At 58.4% G+C, this 14,992-nt stretch carries 13 protein-coding genes; 8 read left to right on the top strand and 5 right to left on the bottom strand.

All coding sequences use genetic code 11. The features are described 5' to 3' along the window. Nucleotides 1–3: 3 nt before the first annotated feature. The 3 genes from AC2CGP_RS16365 to moeA form a co-directional block, all read right to left on the bottom strand. Nucleotides 4–903 (bottom strand): glycyl-radical enzyme activating protein, encoded by a 900-nt coding sequence (locus AC2CGP_RS16365; RefSeq protein WP_213759829.1) that lies wholly within the window; start codon nucleotides 901–903, stop codon nucleotides 4–6. A gap of 156 nt (nucleotides 904–1,059) precedes the next feature. Then, nucleotides 1,060–1,815, bottom strand: coding sequence for a molybdopterin-synthase adenylyltransferase MoeB (gene moeB / locus AC2CGP_RS16370; RefSeq protein ID WP_046883527.1), 756 nt, complete (start codon nucleotides 1,813–1,815; stop codon nucleotides 1,060–1,062). After that, the gene (gene moeA / locus AC2CGP_RS16375; RefSeq protein WP_032711277.1) at nucleotides 1,815–3,050 is read right to left on the bottom strand and encodes a molybdopterin molybdotransferase MoeA; all 1,236 of its coding nucleotides are present in this window, start codon (nucleotides 3,048–3,050) and stop codon (nucleotides 1,815–1,817) included. The genes moeB and moeA overlap by 1 nt, the downstream gene beginning before the upstream one ends. Nucleotides 3,051–3,229: 179 nt before the next feature. Here moeA and iaaA point away from each other — a divergent pair, with 179 nt between their 5' ends. The 5 genes from iaaA to gsiD are packed head-to-tail and all read left to right on the top strand — an operon-like array spanning nucleotide 3,230 to nucleotide 9,494. Next, on the top strand, nucleotides 3,230–4,171 hold the full coding sequence (gene iaaA, locus AC2CGP_RS16380) for a beta-aspartyl-peptidase (RefSeq protein WP_015704837.1): 942 nt from the start codon (nucleotides 3,230–3,232) through the stop codon (nucleotides 4,169–4,171). Nucleotides 4,172–4,185: 14 nt separating this feature from the next. After that, nucleotides 4,186–6,039, top strand: coding sequence for a glutathione ABC transporter ATP-binding protein GsiA (gene gsiA / locus AC2CGP_RS16385; RefSeq protein WP_213198066.1), 1,854 nt, complete (start codon nucleotides 4,186–4,188; stop codon nucleotides 6,037–6,039). 33 nt (nucleotides 6,040–6,072) lie between these two features. Further along, nucleotides 6,073–7,614, top strand: a complete 1,542-nt coding sequence (gsiB, locus tag AC2CGP_RS16390; RefSeq protein WP_015367555.1) for a glutathione ABC transporter substrate-binding protein GsiB — start codon at nucleotides 6,073–6,075, stop codon at nucleotides 7,612–7,614. Nucleotides 7,615–7,660: 46 nt separating this feature from the next. After that, nucleotides 7,661–8,581 (top strand): glutathione ABC transporter permease GsiC, encoded by a 921-nt coding sequence (gene gsiC, locus AC2CGP_RS16395; RefSeq protein ID WP_020079290.1) that lies wholly within the window; start codon nucleotides 7,661–7,663, stop codon nucleotides 8,579–8,581. 1 nt (nucleotide 8,582) lies between these two features. Next, nucleotides 8,583–9,494 carry a glutathione ABC transporter permease GsiD gene (gene gsiD / locus AC2CGP_RS16400; protein WP_213759825.1) on the top strand — a complete coding sequence of 304 codons (912 nt, stop codon included), beginning with the start codon at nucleotides 8,583–8,585 and terminating at the stop codon, nucleotides 9,492–9,494. A 205-nt stretch (nucleotides 9,495–9,699) separates the two neighbouring features. On the opposite strand, the gene rimO is transcribed toward gsiD, so the two are convergent. Beyond that, a complete protein-coding gene (gene rimO / locus AC2CGP_RS16405; RefSeq protein WP_046883526.1) occupies nucleotides 9,700–11,025 on the bottom strand; it encodes a 30S ribosomal protein S12 methylthiotransferase RimO in 1,326 nt (441 codons plus the stop codon). A gap of 257 nt (nucleotides 11,026–11,282) precedes the next feature. Between rimO and bssR the strand changes: the two genes are divergently transcribed. Then, the gene (gene bssR / locus AC2CGP_RS16410) at nucleotides 11,283–11,666 is read left to right on the top strand and encodes a biofilm formation regulator BssR (RefSeq protein ID WP_015367550.1); all 384 of its coding nucleotides are present in this window, start codon (nucleotides 11,283–11,285) and stop codon (nucleotides 11,664–11,666) included. A 104-nt stretch (nucleotides 11,667–11,770) separates the two neighbouring features. Next, nucleotides 11,771–12,874 (top strand): PQQ-dependent sugar dehydrogenase, encoded by a 1,104-nt coding sequence (locus AC2CGP_RS16415; protein ID WP_026612365.1) that lies wholly within the window; start codon nucleotides 11,771–11,773, stop codon nucleotides 12,872–12,874. A gap of 5 nt (nucleotides 12,875–12,879) precedes the next feature. Here AC2CGP_RS16415 and AC2CGP_RS16420 read toward each other — a convergent pair whose 3' ends face one another. Next, complete coding sequence (locus tag AC2CGP_RS16420) at nucleotides 12,880–13,506, bottom strand: glutathione S-transferase family protein (RefSeq protein ID WP_015367548.1); 627 nt, start codon at nucleotides 13,504–13,506, stop codon at nucleotides 12,880–12,882. Nucleotides 13,507–13,762: 256 nt separating this feature from the next. Between AC2CGP_RS16420 and dacC the strand changes: the two genes are divergently transcribed. Then, nucleotides 13,763–14,965, top strand: a complete 1,203-nt coding sequence (dacC, locus tag AC2CGP_RS16425) for a serine-type D-Ala-D-Ala carboxypeptidase (RefSeq protein WP_032705602.1) — start codon at nucleotides 13,763–13,765, stop codon at nucleotides 14,963–14,965. Nucleotides 14,966–14,992 lie beyond the last annotated feature (27 nt).

Below are 14,992 nucleotides of genomic sequence, written 5' to 3' on the forward strand. Positions count from 1 at the left end.
AAGTTATCCTCGTAGGGTCGCCGTTAAACCTTTGCTTTGCGCGTACTGCTGTGCAAAGGCCAGCAGCTCTGGAGCGGCCAGCGGTTTGTCCGGTGCGGTATAGGGCTGACTGAGTAGTTGGTATTTATTCATTCCCAGCGTGTGGTACGGCAGGAAATGGATTTCGCTGACCTGAAGACGGTCGGCGGCAAAATCGGTAATCGCGGTAATGTCGGCTTCGCTGGCGTTAAATCCCTGAATTAATGGGACGCGAATGATGATTTTTTTCCCTGCCTGCGCCAGGCGCTGCAGGTTATCCAGCACCCGGCGGGCGCTGCCGTCGGTCCACTGCTGGAAGACGGCGTCATCGACGTGCTTCAGGTCGGCCAGAAACAGATCGACAAACGGTAAAGCGGGTTCAATGTACTTCCACGGTACGTGCAGGCAGGTTTCCACGGCGGTGTGAATGCCCGCCTGATGGCTGGCTTCGAACAGCGCCTGCGCCAGCGTCGGGTTCATAAAGGGCTCGCCGCCGGAAAGGGTGATGCCGCCGCCGCTGCGATCGTAAAATGGTTTATCACGCAGCACCGTCGCCATAATTTCCGCCACGCTTTTTTCCTCGCCGCAGACCGTCAGCGCGGTAGTGGGGCAGCAGTCGCGTAGCGCGGCGATATGGTCGTCGTTGACGTTTTGCCGATGGATAATCAGGCCGTCCAGAGTACGGGTAATCACCTCCGGCGCCGCCTGCTGACATAGTTCGCAGCCGTCAAGGCACAACCGCGCGTCATACAGCAGGTCTTCGCTGCGGGCGCGGCTTTCCGGGTTCTGACACCAACGGCAGCCCAGCGAACAGCCTTTAAGGAATACGACGGTACGGATCCCCGGGCCGTCATGGGTGGAGTAGCGCTGGATGTTGAAGATCATGATTTACCCTCTTATTTGCATATGAAGATTAAATAACTTTCGAATGAAGGTTATATTGACGCAAATCAACAATCAGAGTGGGTAGTAGAGATGGGGAAAAAAAGAACGGCGTGGTTCACAAAATAACCGGCGACCTGCCTCGCCGGCGGCTGGAGTTTAGCGTGAACCGCACACCTCGCACTGCGGGTGGCGCATCAGCTTCATTTCGCGAAACTGGCAGGTCATCGCGTCATACATCACGATTTTGCCCCTTGCAGGGGCGCCGTAACCGGTCAGCAGTTTAATCGCCTCCATGGCCTGCAGTGAACCGATAGTGCCGACCAGCGGCGCCATCACCCCGGCTTCGACGCAGGTGAGGGCGTTTTCGCCGAACAGGCGGCTCAGGCAGCGATAGCAGGGCTCGCCGTCCTGATAGGTAAAGACGCTGATTTGCCCTTCCATACGAATTGCCGCGCCGGAGACCAGCGGGGTTTTGTGTTGGAAGCAGCCAGCATTGAGCTGGTTGCGAATAGCAACGTTGTCGGTACAGTCCAGCACCAGATGGTGGTCGGCAATCTGCGTTGCCAGCGCCGCGTCATCCAGCATTGCATCGATGGTGACCAGCCGGACGTGCGGGTTAATGTGCGCCAGCGCATTGCGGGCAGAATCGACCTTGGGCTGGCCGATGGTTGCGTCGCTGTGCAGCGTCTGGCGTTGTAGATTGGATAATGAAACGGTATCGAAATCCAGCAGGGTGAGCTGACCTACCCCGGCTGCCGCCAGGTATTGAGCGGCGGCGCAGCCAAGCCCGCCGAGGCCGACGACCAGTACGCGAGCGGCTTTTAAGCGCTCCTGACCGTCGAAATCAAACCCTCGCAGTACGATCTGCCGGTTATAGCGCAGCATCTCCTCGTCGCTCAGCTCAACGGCCATTACAGCCCCCCAAACAGATGATTAAAGGGTTCGACTTCGACCCATTCGCCCGCTTCGACGTTGCCGCGTTCGCGCTCCAGCACGATAAAGCAGTTACCGAGGCTGAATGAGCTGAAAATGTGAGACCCCTGATGGCCGGTGGTACTCACCACCAGTTCGCCTTCCGGATTGCGCTGCAGCACGCCGCGCTGGAAGTCGAGGCGGCCCGGCGATTTTTTCAGCCGGCTGGCGGCGCGCACGCGCAGACGCATCGGCTGGGTTTGGCCGCGGTTGCCGGAGAGCTTCGCCAGCAGCGGCTGCACCAGTTGATAGAAGGTTAAGGTGGCGGAAACCGGGTTGCCCGGCAGGCCGCAGAACCAGCTGTTGCTGAGCTTGCCGAAGGCGAACGGTTTACCCGGCTTAATCGCCAGCTTCCAGAAGCCGATCTCGCCCAGTTCTTCGAGGATAGTTTTGGTGTAATCGGCTTCGCCCACGGAGACGCCGCCTGAGCTTATTACCACATCAGCCTGCTGGTCGGCGGCGATAAAGGCGTCGCGCAGCTTCGCCGGATCGTCAGGAATAATGCCGAGGTTGATCACCTCGCAGCCCAGCTGTTCGAGCATCAAATGTACCGCCAGGCGGTTAGTATCATAAATCTGGCCGTCGCCGAGCGGTTGGCCCGGCAACTGGAGTTCATCCCCGGTCGAGAAGACCGCGACGCGCACTTTACGGACTACCTCGACGTCGGCAATGCCCAGCGATGCCAGCACCGGCAACTCGGCTACGGTAAGACGCGTACCCGCCGGGAATACTACCGCGCCGTTGGCGATATCTTCCCCGCGCCGGCGAATATTTTGCCCGGCTTTTACCGGCGCGATGAAGCGCACGCCGGCGTCGCTTTGTTCCGTTTCTTCCTGCATCACCACCGCGTCGCAGCCTTCCGGCACCGGCGCGCCGGTCATGATGCGGATACAGGTGCCCGCCGGCCAGGCGTCGTGGAACGGTTGGCCAGCAAAGGCCTTACCGGCAACCGGCAGCGCCGCGCCGTCGGTGAGGTCGGCCAGGCGCACGGCATAGCCGTCCATCGCCGAGTTATCAAAACCGGGTACGTCCAGCGGCGAAACGACATCATGGGCGGTCACGCGCGAAAAGGCCTGCAGCAGCGGCAGGGTTTCCGTGGCCTGCAGCGGCGAAATACGGTCGAGCATCTGAGTCAGGGCTGTGTCGAGCGGCATCAGTCCGGCGGTAAAATCCATGGGTTACTCCTGCTGGCAAAACGTCGAAAACGCCTATTATGGCAGAAAAGCGCCGGCGACTGTATGCCACTGCGGTACGAGGCTTTACATCACCGGATGCTCTTTCTATATTCAAAAAACGTATAAAAAGTTAGTCAGTATAATGATATCTATACAGTTTATGGCAAAGGAAAGATTGAATGGGTAAGGCGGTAATAGCAATCCACGGCGGCGCCGGCGCGATTAGCCGCGCGCAGATGACTCAGGCGCGCGAACGCGAGTATGTGGCCGCGCTGTCGGCCATCGTCGATAGTGGACAAAAAATGTTGGCAGCAGGCGCCAGCGCGCTGGATGCAGTGACCGAAGCGGTACGCCTGCTGGAAGAGTGCCCGCTATTTAACGCCGGAATAGGTTCCGTGTTTACCCACGATCAAACTCACGAACTGGATGCCTGCGTGATGGATGGCTATAGCCTGCAGGCCGGCGCGGTGGCTGGCGTAAAGCATCTGCGTAACCCGGTGCTGGCGGCGCGTCTGGTGCTGGAAGAAAGTCCGCACGTGCTGCTTATCGGCGAAGGGGCGGAAAAGTTTGCCGCCTCGCGCGGCATGGCGCTGGTTGAAAACGAGTTATTTTCCACTACCGAGCGGCTTCTGCAGTTGCAGCAGGCGAAAGAGGGCGGCGAGATTATTCTCGACCACCATGCCGCGCCACTCGATGAACGCCACAAAATGGGCACCGTCGGCGCGGTGGCGCTGGATCTGGCCGGTAATCTGGCGGCAGCGACCTCCACCGGCGGAATGACCAATAAACTGCCCGGACGCGTCGGCGACAGCCCAGTGCCGGGCGCGGGCTGCTATGCCAATAATGCCAGCGTCGCGGTCTCCTGCACCGGCACCGGCGAAGTCTTCATGCGCACGCTCGCCGCTTACGACATTTCAGCGTTGATGGAGTACGGCAACCTCAGCCTGTTTGAGGCCTGTGAGCGAGTGGTGCAGGAAAAACTGCCGGCGCTGGGCGGCAGCGGGGGCCTTATCGCCATCGACCGCGAGGGGAATGTGGTGCTGCCGTTCAACAGTGAAGGGATGTACCGGGCGTGGTGTTATGCGGGCGATACGCCGACGATTGGAATTTATCGCGAATAAAAGGAGAAGCGAGTTTGCCGCAAAGTCATGAAATTGATGAAGACGATGTGCTGGTGGTACGCGATCTTAACGTCGCCTTTAGCCAGCAGCGGCAGCGCGTTTCCGCGGTGCGTAACCTGTCGTTCAGCCTTCGCCGCGGCGAAACGCTGGCGATTGTCGGCGAGTCCGGTTCCGGAAAATCAGTGACCGCCCTGGCGCTGATGCGCCTGCTCGACGGGGCGGTCAGCGAGGTCAGCAGCGAGGCGTTGCTGCTGCGTCGACGCAACCGTCAGGTGATTGATATTAATGCACAAATGGCGGGGCAGATGCGTCAGGTTCGCGGCGCGGACGTGGCGATGATTTTTCAGGAGCCGATGACCTCGCTGAACCCGGTATTCACCATTGGCGAACAGATCGCCGAGTCTATTCGGCTACATCAGGGGCTGCGCCATGACGAGGCGCTGCGGGAAGCGAAAAAGATGCTCGAACGGGTGCGTATTCCGGAGGCGGAAGCGATGCTTTCACGTTACCCGCATCAGCTTTCCGGCGGCATGCGCCAGCGGGTGATGATCGCCATGGCGTTATCGTGTCGCCCGGCGGTACTGATTGCCGATGAACCCACCACCGCGCTGGACGTTACGATTCAGGCGCAGATCCTGCAGCTTATCGCCGCGCTGCAAAAAGAGATGGCGATGGGGGTGATGTTTATCACTCATGATATGGGCGTGGTGGCGGAAATCGCCGATCGCGTGCTGGTGATGTATCGCGGCGAAGCGGTAGAAAGCGGGCGCGTCGAGGATATTTTTCGCGCCCCGCAGCATCCTTATACCCGGGCGCTACTGGCGGCGGTGCCGAAGCTCGGCTCGATGCGCGGCAGCGATTTGCCGCGACGCTTCCCGCTGCTCAACGACGGTGCGACCCAGCAGCCGGAACAGAATACCGTGGTCGCTGGCAAACCGATTTTGCAGGTACGCGACCTGGTCGCGCGTTTTCCGATCCGCGGCGGTATTCTCAACCGCGTCACCCGCGAAGTGCATGCGGTGGAAAAAGTGAGTTTCGACCTGTGGCCGGGCGAAACGCTGTCGCTGGTCGGCGAATCCGGCTGCGGTAAATCGACCACCGGGCGGGCGCTGCTGCGGCTGGTGGAAGCGCAAGGCGGTAGCATCATCTTTAACGGCCAGCGTATTGATGCGCTGTCCGGCGGCAAGCTACAGACGCTGCGCCGCGATATTCAGTTTATTTTTCAGGATCCTTACGCTTCGCTCGACCCGCGGCAGACGGTCGGTTATTCCATTATGGAGCCGCTGCGCGTGCATGGGCTGCTGGAAGGGGATGCGGCTCGCGAACGCGTCGCCTGGCTGTTGCAGCGCGTGGGGCTGGAGGCGGAACACGCGTGGCGTTATCCGCATGAGTTTTCCGGCGGTCAGCGGCAGCGTATCTGTATCGCCCGCGCGCTGGCACTCAATCCGAAAGTGGTGATCGCCGATGAGTCGGTGTCGGCGCTGGACGTGTCTATTCGCGCGCAGATTATTAATCTGCTGCTCGATTTACAGCGTGAAATGGGCATCGCATTTCTGTTTATTTCCCATGACATGGCGGTGGTGGAGCGCATCAGCCACCGCGTAGCGGTGATGTATCGCGGGCGGATCGTGGAGATTGGCCCGCGTCGCGCCGTGTTTGAAAACCCGCAGCATCCTTACACCCGTAAACTGATGGCGGCGGTGCCGGTCGCCGATCCGGCGCATCGTCAACCGCAGCGCGTATTACTCTCTGACGAGCTGCCGGGGAATATCTATAAACCGGGAGAAGAAATCGACAGCGCGCCGTTACAGCTGGTAGCGCCGGGGCATTATGTCGCCCGCGAGCCCGCCGATGTACTGAGCCGATAACAACCTAACGCACTCTTGCAGGAGCATAACAACATGACTCAACCTGTTACACGCAAATGGCTACTGGCGCTTGGCATCGCCTCGGCGCTGGCGGCGACGCCGGCCTTCGCCGCGAAAGATGTGGTAGTGGCGGTCGGTTCCAACTTCACGACCCTTGATCCCTATGACGCGAACGATACGTTATCGCAGGCGGTGGCGAAGTCGTTTTATCAAGGCCTGTTCGGCCTTGATAAAGAGATGAAACTGCAAAACGTATTGGCGGAAAGTTATACCGTTTCGGCGGATGGTCTGGTGTATACCATCAAGCTGCACAGCGGGGTGAAATTCCAGGATGGCACCGATTTTAACGCCGAAGCGGTGAAAGCGAATCTCGACCGCGCCAGCAATCCGGATAACCATCTCAAACGTTATAACCTGTATAAGAATATCGCCAGCACCGAGGCGGTGGATCCGACGACGGTCAAAATCACGCTCAAACAGCCGTTCTCGGCGTTTATCAATATTCTTGCCCATCCGGCGACGGCGATGATTTCGCCGGCGGCGCTGAAAAAATATGGCAAGGAGATCGGCTTCCACCCGGTAGGTACCGGGCCGTATAAGCTCGATACCTGGAACCAGACCGATTTCGTCAAAGTCAGCAAGTTTGACGGTTATTGGCAGCCGGGGCTGCCGAAGCTGGATTCCATTACCTGGCGCCCGGTGGTCGATAACAACACCCGTGCGGCGATGCTGCAAACCGGCGAGGCGCAGTTCGCCTTCCCGATCCCTTACGAGCAAGCGCCGCTGCTGGCGAAAAACAGCAAGCTGGAGCTGGTGGCCAGCCCGTCGATTATGCAGCGCTATATCAGCATGAACGTAACGCAGAAGCCGTTCGATAATCCGAAGGTGCGGGAAGCCATTAACTATGCGATTAACCGTCAGGCGCTGGTTAAGGTCGCGTTTGCCGGATACGCCACCCCGGCGACCGGCGTCGTACCGCCTTCTATTGCTTACGCCCAGACCTACAGCGCATGGCCTTACGACCCGGCGAAAGCCCGTCAGTTGCTGAAAGAAGCCGGTTTCCCTAACGGCTTTAGCACCACGCTGTGGTCATCGCATAATCACAGCACCGCGCAGAAGGTGCTGCAGTTTACCCAGCAGCAGCTGGCGCAGGTGGGTATAAAAGCGCAAGTGACGGCGATGGATGCCGGACAGCGTGCGGCGCAGGTTGAAGGCAAGGGGCAGAAAGAGAGCGGGGTGCGGATGTTCTACACCGGCTGGTCAGCGTCGACTGGCGAAGCCGACTGGGCGCTGTCGCCGCTATTCGCCTCACAAAACTGGCCGCCGACCCTGTTTAACACCGCGTTTTACAGTAACCCGCAGGTCGATAAAGATCTGAGCGAGGCGCTGAAAACGACCGATGCGCAACAGAAGACCACACTCTATAAAGATGCGCAGGACATTATCTGGAAAGAGTCGCCGTGGGTGCCGCTGGTGGTGGAAAAGCTGGTATCGGCGCATAGCAAAAACCTGACCGGGTTTTATATTCAACCGGATACCGGTTTTAGCTTCGAGCAGGCGGATCTGACGCAGTGATAGTGCTTATGCTCACGCGTTCCCTCTGCCGAAATGGGAGGGGGCGATGCTGAATTACGTTCTGAAGCGCCTGCTGGGGCTCATTCCGACGCTGTTTATCGTCGCCGTTCTGGTGTTCCTGTTTGTACATATGCTGCCGGGCGATCCGGCGCGGCTGATCGCCGGGCCGGAAGCCGATGCGCAGGTGGTGGCGATGGTTCGCCAACAGCTGGGGCTCGATCAGCCGTTGCACGTGCAGTTCTGGCACTACATCACCAATGTATTGCAGGGTGATTTCGGTATCTCGATGGCTTCGCGCCGCCCGGTGACCAGCGAAATCGCCAGCCGCTTTATGCCGACGCTATGGTTAACGCTTGCCAGTATGAGCTGGGCGGTGCTGTTCGGCATGGCGGCGGGCATCGCCGCGGCGGTGTGGCGCAATCGCTGGCCGGATCGGTTGGGGATGGCGCTGGCGGTAACCGGTATCTCCTTCCCAGCGTTCGCCCTCGGCATGCTGCTGATGCAGGTTTTTTCCGTCGAGCTGGGCTGGCTGCCGACGGTCGGCGCCGACAGCTGGCGGCACTATATTCTGCCGTCGTTGACCCTTGGCGCCGCGGTGGCATCGGTGATGGCGCGCTTCACCCGCGCGTCGTTCGTCGACGTGCTGCATGAGGATTACATGCGTACCGCGCGGGCTAAAGGGGTGAGCGAAACGCTGGTGGTGTTGAAGCATGGCCTGCGCAACGCGATGATCCCGGTAGTGACCATGATGGGTCTGCAGTTCGGTTTTCTGCTCGGCGGCTCCATTGTGGTGGAGAAGGTCTTCAACTGGCCGGGGCTTGGCCGGTTGCTGGTCGATTCCGTGGAGATGCGCGACTACCCGGTGATCCAGGCGGAAGTGCTGCTGTTTTCGCTGGAGTTCATTCTTATCAACTTAGTGGTGGACGTGTTGTATGCCGCCATTAACCCGGCTATCAGGTACAAGTAAGGTGCGATTGCTCAACTGGAGAAGGGAAGCGGTTATCAACGCCATGCCGGGCGTTAAGCCCGGACAGATCCGCACGCCGTGGCACGAGTTCTGGCAGCGTTTTCGTCGCCAGCCGGTGGCGATGGCAGCGGCCCTATTTGTGCTGCTGCTGATTATCGTCGCGATTATCGCGCCGTGGATAGCGCCGTATGACGCGGAAAACTATTTTGATTACGACCGGCTCAATGAAGGGCCGTCAATGGTGCATTGGTTCGGCGTTGATTCGCTGGGGCGCGATATCTTCAGCCGTGTGCTGGTCGGAGCGCAAATTTCGCTGGCCGCAGGGGTTCTGGCGGTACTAATTGGCGCGCTAATTGGCACCGTGCTCGGCCTGCTGGCCGGTTACTACGAAGGCTGGTGGGACCGCATCACCATGCGTATCTGCGACGTGCTGTTTGCCTTCCCCGGCATTCTGCTGGCGATTGCGGTAGTGGCGGTGATGGGCAGCGGGATGGCCAACGTGATTATCGCGGTGGCGATATTCTCAATTCCGGCGTTCGCCCGCTTGGTGCGCGGCAATACGTTGGTGCTGAAGCAGCAGACGTTTATTGAGTCGGCGCGCAGTATCGGCGCCAGCGATACGACCATTCTGTTCAACCATATTTTGCCCGGTACGGTATCGTCGATAGTGGTTTATTTTACCATGCGCATCGGCGTGTCGATTATCTCCGCCGCCAGCCTGTCGTTCCTCGGCCTTGGCGCCCAGCCGCCGACGCCGGAGTGGGGGGCGATGCTGAACGAAGCGCGCGCGGATATGGTGATGGCGCCGCATGTGGCGTTATTCCCGGCGATCGCCATTTTCCTGACGGTGCTGGCGTTTAATCTGTTGGGCGACGGCCTGCGCGATGCGCTGGATCCGAAGATAAAGGGGTAGGGGACGAGCACGACGGTAGCAAAGTTGGTAGGTTAGCCCAGCCTGCGCTACGCCTGGCAGGGCTACAGGTTTGAGCGGTTGGTAGCCCGGATAAGGCGTAAGCCGCTATCCGGGTTAGCCCAGCCTGCGCTACGCCTGGCAGGGCTACGGGTTTGAGCGGTTTGGTAGCCCGGATAAGGCGTAAGCCGCTATCCGGGAAGCGGGATTAGACCCGGGAACCCCACAGGTCATATTCGTCGGCGTGTTCGACTTTCACCCGCAGCACGTCGCCCGGTTTAACGTTGGTTTCACCGTTCAGATAGACCGCGCCGTCGATTTCCGGGGCATCGGCCATGCTGCGGCCAATCGCGCCTTCTTCATCGACTTCATCGACCAGTACCATAATTTCGCGGCCCACTTTCTCCTGCAGACGCTCGGCGGAAATCTGCTGTTGCAGCTGCATAAAGCGGTTCCAGCGCTCTTCTTTCACCTCTTCCGGGACCTGACCCGCTAGTTCGTTGGCGGTGGCGCCTTCAACCGGGCTGTACTTGAAGCAGCCCACGCGATCGAGGCGAGCTTCTTTCAGGAAATCGAGCAGCATCTGGAAATCTTCTTCCGTTTCGCCCGGGAAACCGACGATAAAGGTGGAACGCAGGGTCAGATCCGGGCAGATCTCGCGCCACTGTTTAATACGCGCCAGCTGACGGTCTGCGGAACCCGGGCGCTTCATCAGTTTCAGAATGCGCGGGCTGGCGTGCTGCAGCGGAATATCGAGATACGGCAGAATCTTGCCTTCCGCCATCAGCGGAATCACATCGTCAACGTGCGGATACGGGTAGACGTAGTGCAGACGCACCCAAATGCCGAGCTTCGCCAGCTCTTCGCACAGGCTGACCATACTGGTTTTCACCGGCATGCCGTTGTGGAAACCGGTGCGGTGCTTGACGTCAACGCCATAGGCGGAGGTGTCCTGCGAAATCACCAGCAGCTCTTTCACCCCGGCGTCGGCCAGGCGTTTGGCTTCCGCCAGCACTTCGCCAATCGGGCGGCTCACCAGATCGCCGCGCATTGACGGGATGATGCAGAAGGTGCAGCGATGGTTGCAGCCTTCAGAAATTTTTAAGTACGCGTAGTGACGCGGCGTCAGCTTGACGCCCTGTTCCGGCACCAGGCTGAGGAACGGGTTGTGCTTCGGCTTTGGCGCATAGTGATGAACGTGTTCCAGCACCTGCTCGTAGCTATGCGGCCCGGTAATTTCCAGCACCTTCGGATGCACTTCGCGGATTTGATCTTCTTTCGCGCCGAGGCAGCCGGTAACGATCACTTTGCCGTTTTCTTTTAAGGCTTCGCCGATCGCTTCAAGCGACTCCTGCACGGCGCTATCGATAAAGCCGCAGGTGTTGACGATAACCATATCGGCGTTGTCGTAGCTGGGAACCACATCATACCCTTCGGTACGCAGTTCGGTGAGGATACGTTCTGAGTCTACCAGGTTTTTCGGGCAGCCCAGGGAGACGAAGCCGATTTTCGGCTGGTGCGTGACATTGCTCATAGCTTAAAAAATGTTCATTTATTGGAATGGTCAGGGCAGGAATTCTACAGATCTTTGCGAAAAAGAGTATAGCCAGGCGGCGATGAATGATGAAAAAGCGTTAGCGCAGCGGAGGCGTTTAAGCCGCGTTGTTGGCCGCCCAGGTTGTAACATTGTAAATAATGTTAATTGCTGTGCGATTATTGACCTCGCTCATGATTCCGTGCAAAAAATGACCATACTATGATTATGGTAATGGACGACAGAGGAGGACCGTGATGAGCGTTGACAGACGTTACACTAACCTTTTGAATAAGCTGATTAATGCCAATATCGATTTGGCGGCTTATCTCCAGCTTCGTAAAGCGAAAGGCTATATGTCAGTCAGCGAAAATGACCATCTGCGTGATAACTTGTTTGAGCTATGCCATGAACTGCGCGTACACGCGCCGCGTTTGCAGCACGCCATCGCGCCGGAAGAGATGGAAGCCTTCCGCCTTGCCGGCGAATCCGTCGCTTCGGCGGCGGTTTGCCTGATGAGCGGGCATCATGATTGCCCGGCTTATATTGCCGTTAACGTAGAGAAGCTAGAACGCTGTCTGTCGGGATTGACGATGAATATTCACATTCTGAATAACTCAGCGCCAATGACCCACGCCTGAATCCAGGGGGAGGCGACTCCCCCTGTTAAAGTTTATGTAAAAATCCCTGCCTGACCGCCCACGCTGGCTACCCTTATCAGCAATGCTGACGAAAGGAGTGCGCCATGCGCCGATATCTCAAAATAACACTTATGACTGTGCTGCTGCCCATGGCGGCGATGGCCGCGCCGCGCGTTGAGGTGCTGCAGGATAACCTCGACCACCCCTGGTCACTGGCATTCCTGCCGGACAATGAAGGCGTGCTGATTACCCTGCGCGGCGGCGAACTTAAACGCTGGCAGCTCGATCAAGGATTATCGGCGCCCATTCGCGGCGTGCCGAAGGTGTGGGCCAACGGCCAGGGCGGCCTGCTGGATGTGGTTCTGGCGCCGGATTTTGCTCAGTCGCGCCGGGTATGGCTGAGCTATGCCGAAGCTGGCGATGACGGCAAAGCGGGGACGGCGGTGGGGTATGGCCGCCTCAGCGCCGACCTGCAAAACCTGGAAGATTTTAAAACCGTTTTCCGCCAGCAGCCGAAGCTCTCCACTGGCAATCATTTCGGCGGGCGGATGGTCTTCGATGGCAAAGGTCATCTGTTTATCGGTTTAGGCGAAAATAATCAGCGCCCGACGGCCCAGGATCTCGATAAGCTGCAGGGAAAAGTGGTACGCCTGACCGAACAGGGGGAAATCCCCAAAGATAATCCTTTCGTCGGCCGTACCGGCATCAGACCGGAAATTTGGGCTTATGGTATTCGCAACCCGCAGGGGATGGCGATGAATCCGTGGAGCGATACGCTGTGGCTGAACGAACATGGCCCGCGCGGCGGCGATGAGATCAATATTCCCCTCGCCGGGAAAAACTACGGCTGGCCGCTGGCGACGCACGGCATTAACTATAGCGGTCAACCTATCCCGGAAGCTAAAGGAAAGAGCGCGCCGAATACCGAGGCACCGTTGCATGTCTGGCCGGTCTCCCCGGCGTTGAGCGGGATGGCATTTTACAACGCGTCAACTTTCCCGCAGTGGCGACATAAGTTGTTTATCGGCGCGCTGAAGGATGAGTCCTTGATTGTGCTCTCGGTGGACGGCAATACCCTCAGCGAGGAGACGCGGCTATTAAAAGATCGCGGCAAACGCATTCGTGATGTGCGCGTTGGGCCCGACGGTTATCTTTATCTGTTAACCGACGAGCCCGACGGTGAACTGCTCAAGGTCAGCCCGGAGTAATCACCTCAGGTGACCGGGATCATGACGACGTCGCGGAAGGCCTGACGCTGCTGGATTTGCTGATACCAGCGCTGCAGATGAGGCCGCGGCTGCCAGCTGTCGAGGATGGAAAGCAGGTTATAAACGAACGGCGCCACCGCCACATCGCCAAGGCCGAACTCATCGCCAGAAAGCCAGGCATGCTTCGCCAGTTCATCGTCGAGCATGGCGAACAGCCCTTCACAGGCGTGAATACCCGCCTCAATGGCCGCCGGATCGCGCTGGTCCGGCGGCGTTCTGACCAGCCCCATTAATACCGGACGGTGCGCCGGGGACAGCGTAGCGTTGGCCCAGTCCATCCATTTTTCACCCTGCGCGCGCTGCACAGGCGACTCCACCCACAGACGGTTTTGCCCGTACTGCGCGGCAAGATAGCGAATAATGGCGTTGGATTCCCACAGCACCAGCCCATTGGCATCGTCTTTGAGTAGCGGCACCAGGCCGTTCGGGTTCATCGCCAGATACTCCGGGTCGTGATTGAGGCCATACTCCAGCCCCGCCAGAATCTGCTGATAAGGAAGATCCAGCTCAGCCAGCACCCAGCGTACTTTCTTCACGTTGGTCGAGTTATTTCTGCCCCATAACGTAATCATATCCGCTCCTGCATGTTATTTAATCGCCGTTGCAACATGGTGAGCAATCATGTTGGAATAAAGTTAATATTAAGGCAATCACGATCAAAAAAATTGCCTTGTTTTCAGCAGGCAGCGTCGTTATTGCGTAAACTTTAAAAACTTTACCAACTCGCTGTTTCTTTAAGGTCATTTGTACGCTTTACTCACCGCCTTGTGCTGTGCGGCAAGAGTGTTGCGGCATATTTTGTTTGGAAAGGATACTTGGGTGGCTCTTATGACGCATGATGCTTTTTCCCTTCGCGGCCTCGCGGCAGGCTGCGCGCTTTTACTTCTCGTGGCCCCTGCAGTGCAGGCGGCGGATCAACTTCCTGATGCGCCATCGATTGATGCGCGAGCCTGGATCCTGATGGACTATGCCAGCGGCAAAGTGCTGAGTGAAGGCAATGCCGACGAGAAACTCGACCCGGCCAGCCTGACCAAAATCATGACCAGCTACGTGGTAGGCCAGGCGCTGAAAGCAGGCAAAATCAAACTGACCGATACGGTCACCGTCGGCCGCGATGCGTGGGCCACCGGTAACCCGGCGCTGCGCGGCTCCTCGGTGATGTTCCTGAAGCCAGGCATGCAGGTATCGGTTGAAGACCTCAATAAGGGCGTGATAATTCAGTCCGGCAACGATGCCAGCATCGCCATCGCCGACTATGTCGCCGGCAGCCAGGATTCGTTTGTCAATCTGATGAACGGCTACGCGCAGAAAATCGGCCTGACCAACACCACCTTTAAAACCGTCCACGGCCTGGACGCGCCGGGGCAGTTCAGTACCGCGCGCGATATGGCGCTGCTGACTAAAGCGATGATCCATGATGTGCCGGAAGAGTATGCGGTACACAAAGAGAAAGAGTTCACCTTCAATAAAATCCGTCAGCCAAACCGTAACCGTCTGCTGTGGAGCACCAACCTCAATGCCGATGGCGTGAAAACCGGCACCACCGCCGGCGCGGGCTACAACCTGGTCTCTTCCGCCACCCAGGGCGATATGCGCCTTATCGCGGTAGTGCTGGGCACTAAAACCGACCGTATTCGTTTTAACGAGTCCGAAAAACTGCTGACCTGGGGCTTCCGTTTCTATGAAACCGTCACGCCAATCAAACCGGATGCCACCTTTATTTCCCAGCGCGTGTGGTTCGGCGACAGTAATGAAGTCAAACTGGGCGCCGGCGAAGCCGGATCGGTGACCATTCCACGCGGGCAGTTGAAAAACCTGAAAGCCAGCTACAACCTGACTGAGCCGCAGCTCACCGCGCCGTTGGCGAAAGGGCAGGTGGTGGGCACCATCGACTTTAAACTCAATGACAAAACTATCGAACAGCGACCGCTGATCGTCATGGAAGACGTGAAAGAGGGCGGCTTCTTCAGCCGCATGGTCGACTTCGTGCTGATGAAACTGCACGGCTGGTTCGGCAGCTGGTTCTCTTAAGCGACAGGCCGCGCCCTACGGGGCGCG

The organism is Klebsiella sp. SYXHC3 (assembly GCF_057196925.1).

Excerpts from the sequence above, each read along its gene's own strand:
- AC2CGP_RS16365 (WP_213759829.1), bottom strand. The coding sequence starts at position 903 with ATGATCTTCAACATCCAGCGCTACTCCACCCATGACGGCCCGGGGATC.
- moeB (WP_046883527.1), bottom strand. The coding sequence starts at position 1,815 with ATGGCCGTTGAGCTGAGCGACGAGGAGATGCTGCGCTATAACCGGCAG.
- moeA (WP_032711277.1), bottom strand. The coding sequence starts at position 3,050 with ATGGATTTTACCGCCGGACTGATGCCGCTCGACACAGCCCTGACTCAG.
- iaaA (WP_015704837.1), top strand. The coding sequence starts at position 3,230 with ATGGGTAAGGCGGTAATAGCAATCCACGGCGGCGCCGGCGCGATTAGC.
- gsiB (WP_015367555.1), top strand. The coding sequence starts at position 6,073 with ATGACTCAACCTGTTACACGCAAATGGCTACTGGCGCTTGGCATCGCC.
- gsiC (WP_020079290.1), top strand. The coding sequence starts at position 7,661 with ATGCTGAATTACGTTCTGAAGCGCCTGCTGGGGCTCATTCCGACGCTG.
- rimO (WP_046883526.1), bottom strand. The coding sequence starts at position 11,025 with ATGAGCAATGTCACGCACCAGCCGAAAATCGGCTTCGTCTCCCTGGGC.
- bssR (WP_015367550.1), top strand. The coding sequence starts at position 11,283 with ATGAGCGTTGACAGACGTTACACTAACCTTTTGAATAAGCTGATTAAT.
- AC2CGP_RS16415 (WP_026612365.1), top strand. The coding sequence starts at position 11,771 with ATGCGCCGATATCTCAAAATAACACTTATGACTGTGCTGCTGCCCATG.
- AC2CGP_RS16420 (WP_015367548.1), bottom strand. The coding sequence starts at position 13,506 with ATGATTACGTTATGGGGCAGAAATAACTCGACCAACGTGAAGAAAGTA.
- dacC (WP_032705602.1), top strand. The coding sequence starts at position 13,763 with ATGACGCATGATGCTTTTTCCCTTCGCGGCCTCGCGGCAGGCTGCGCG.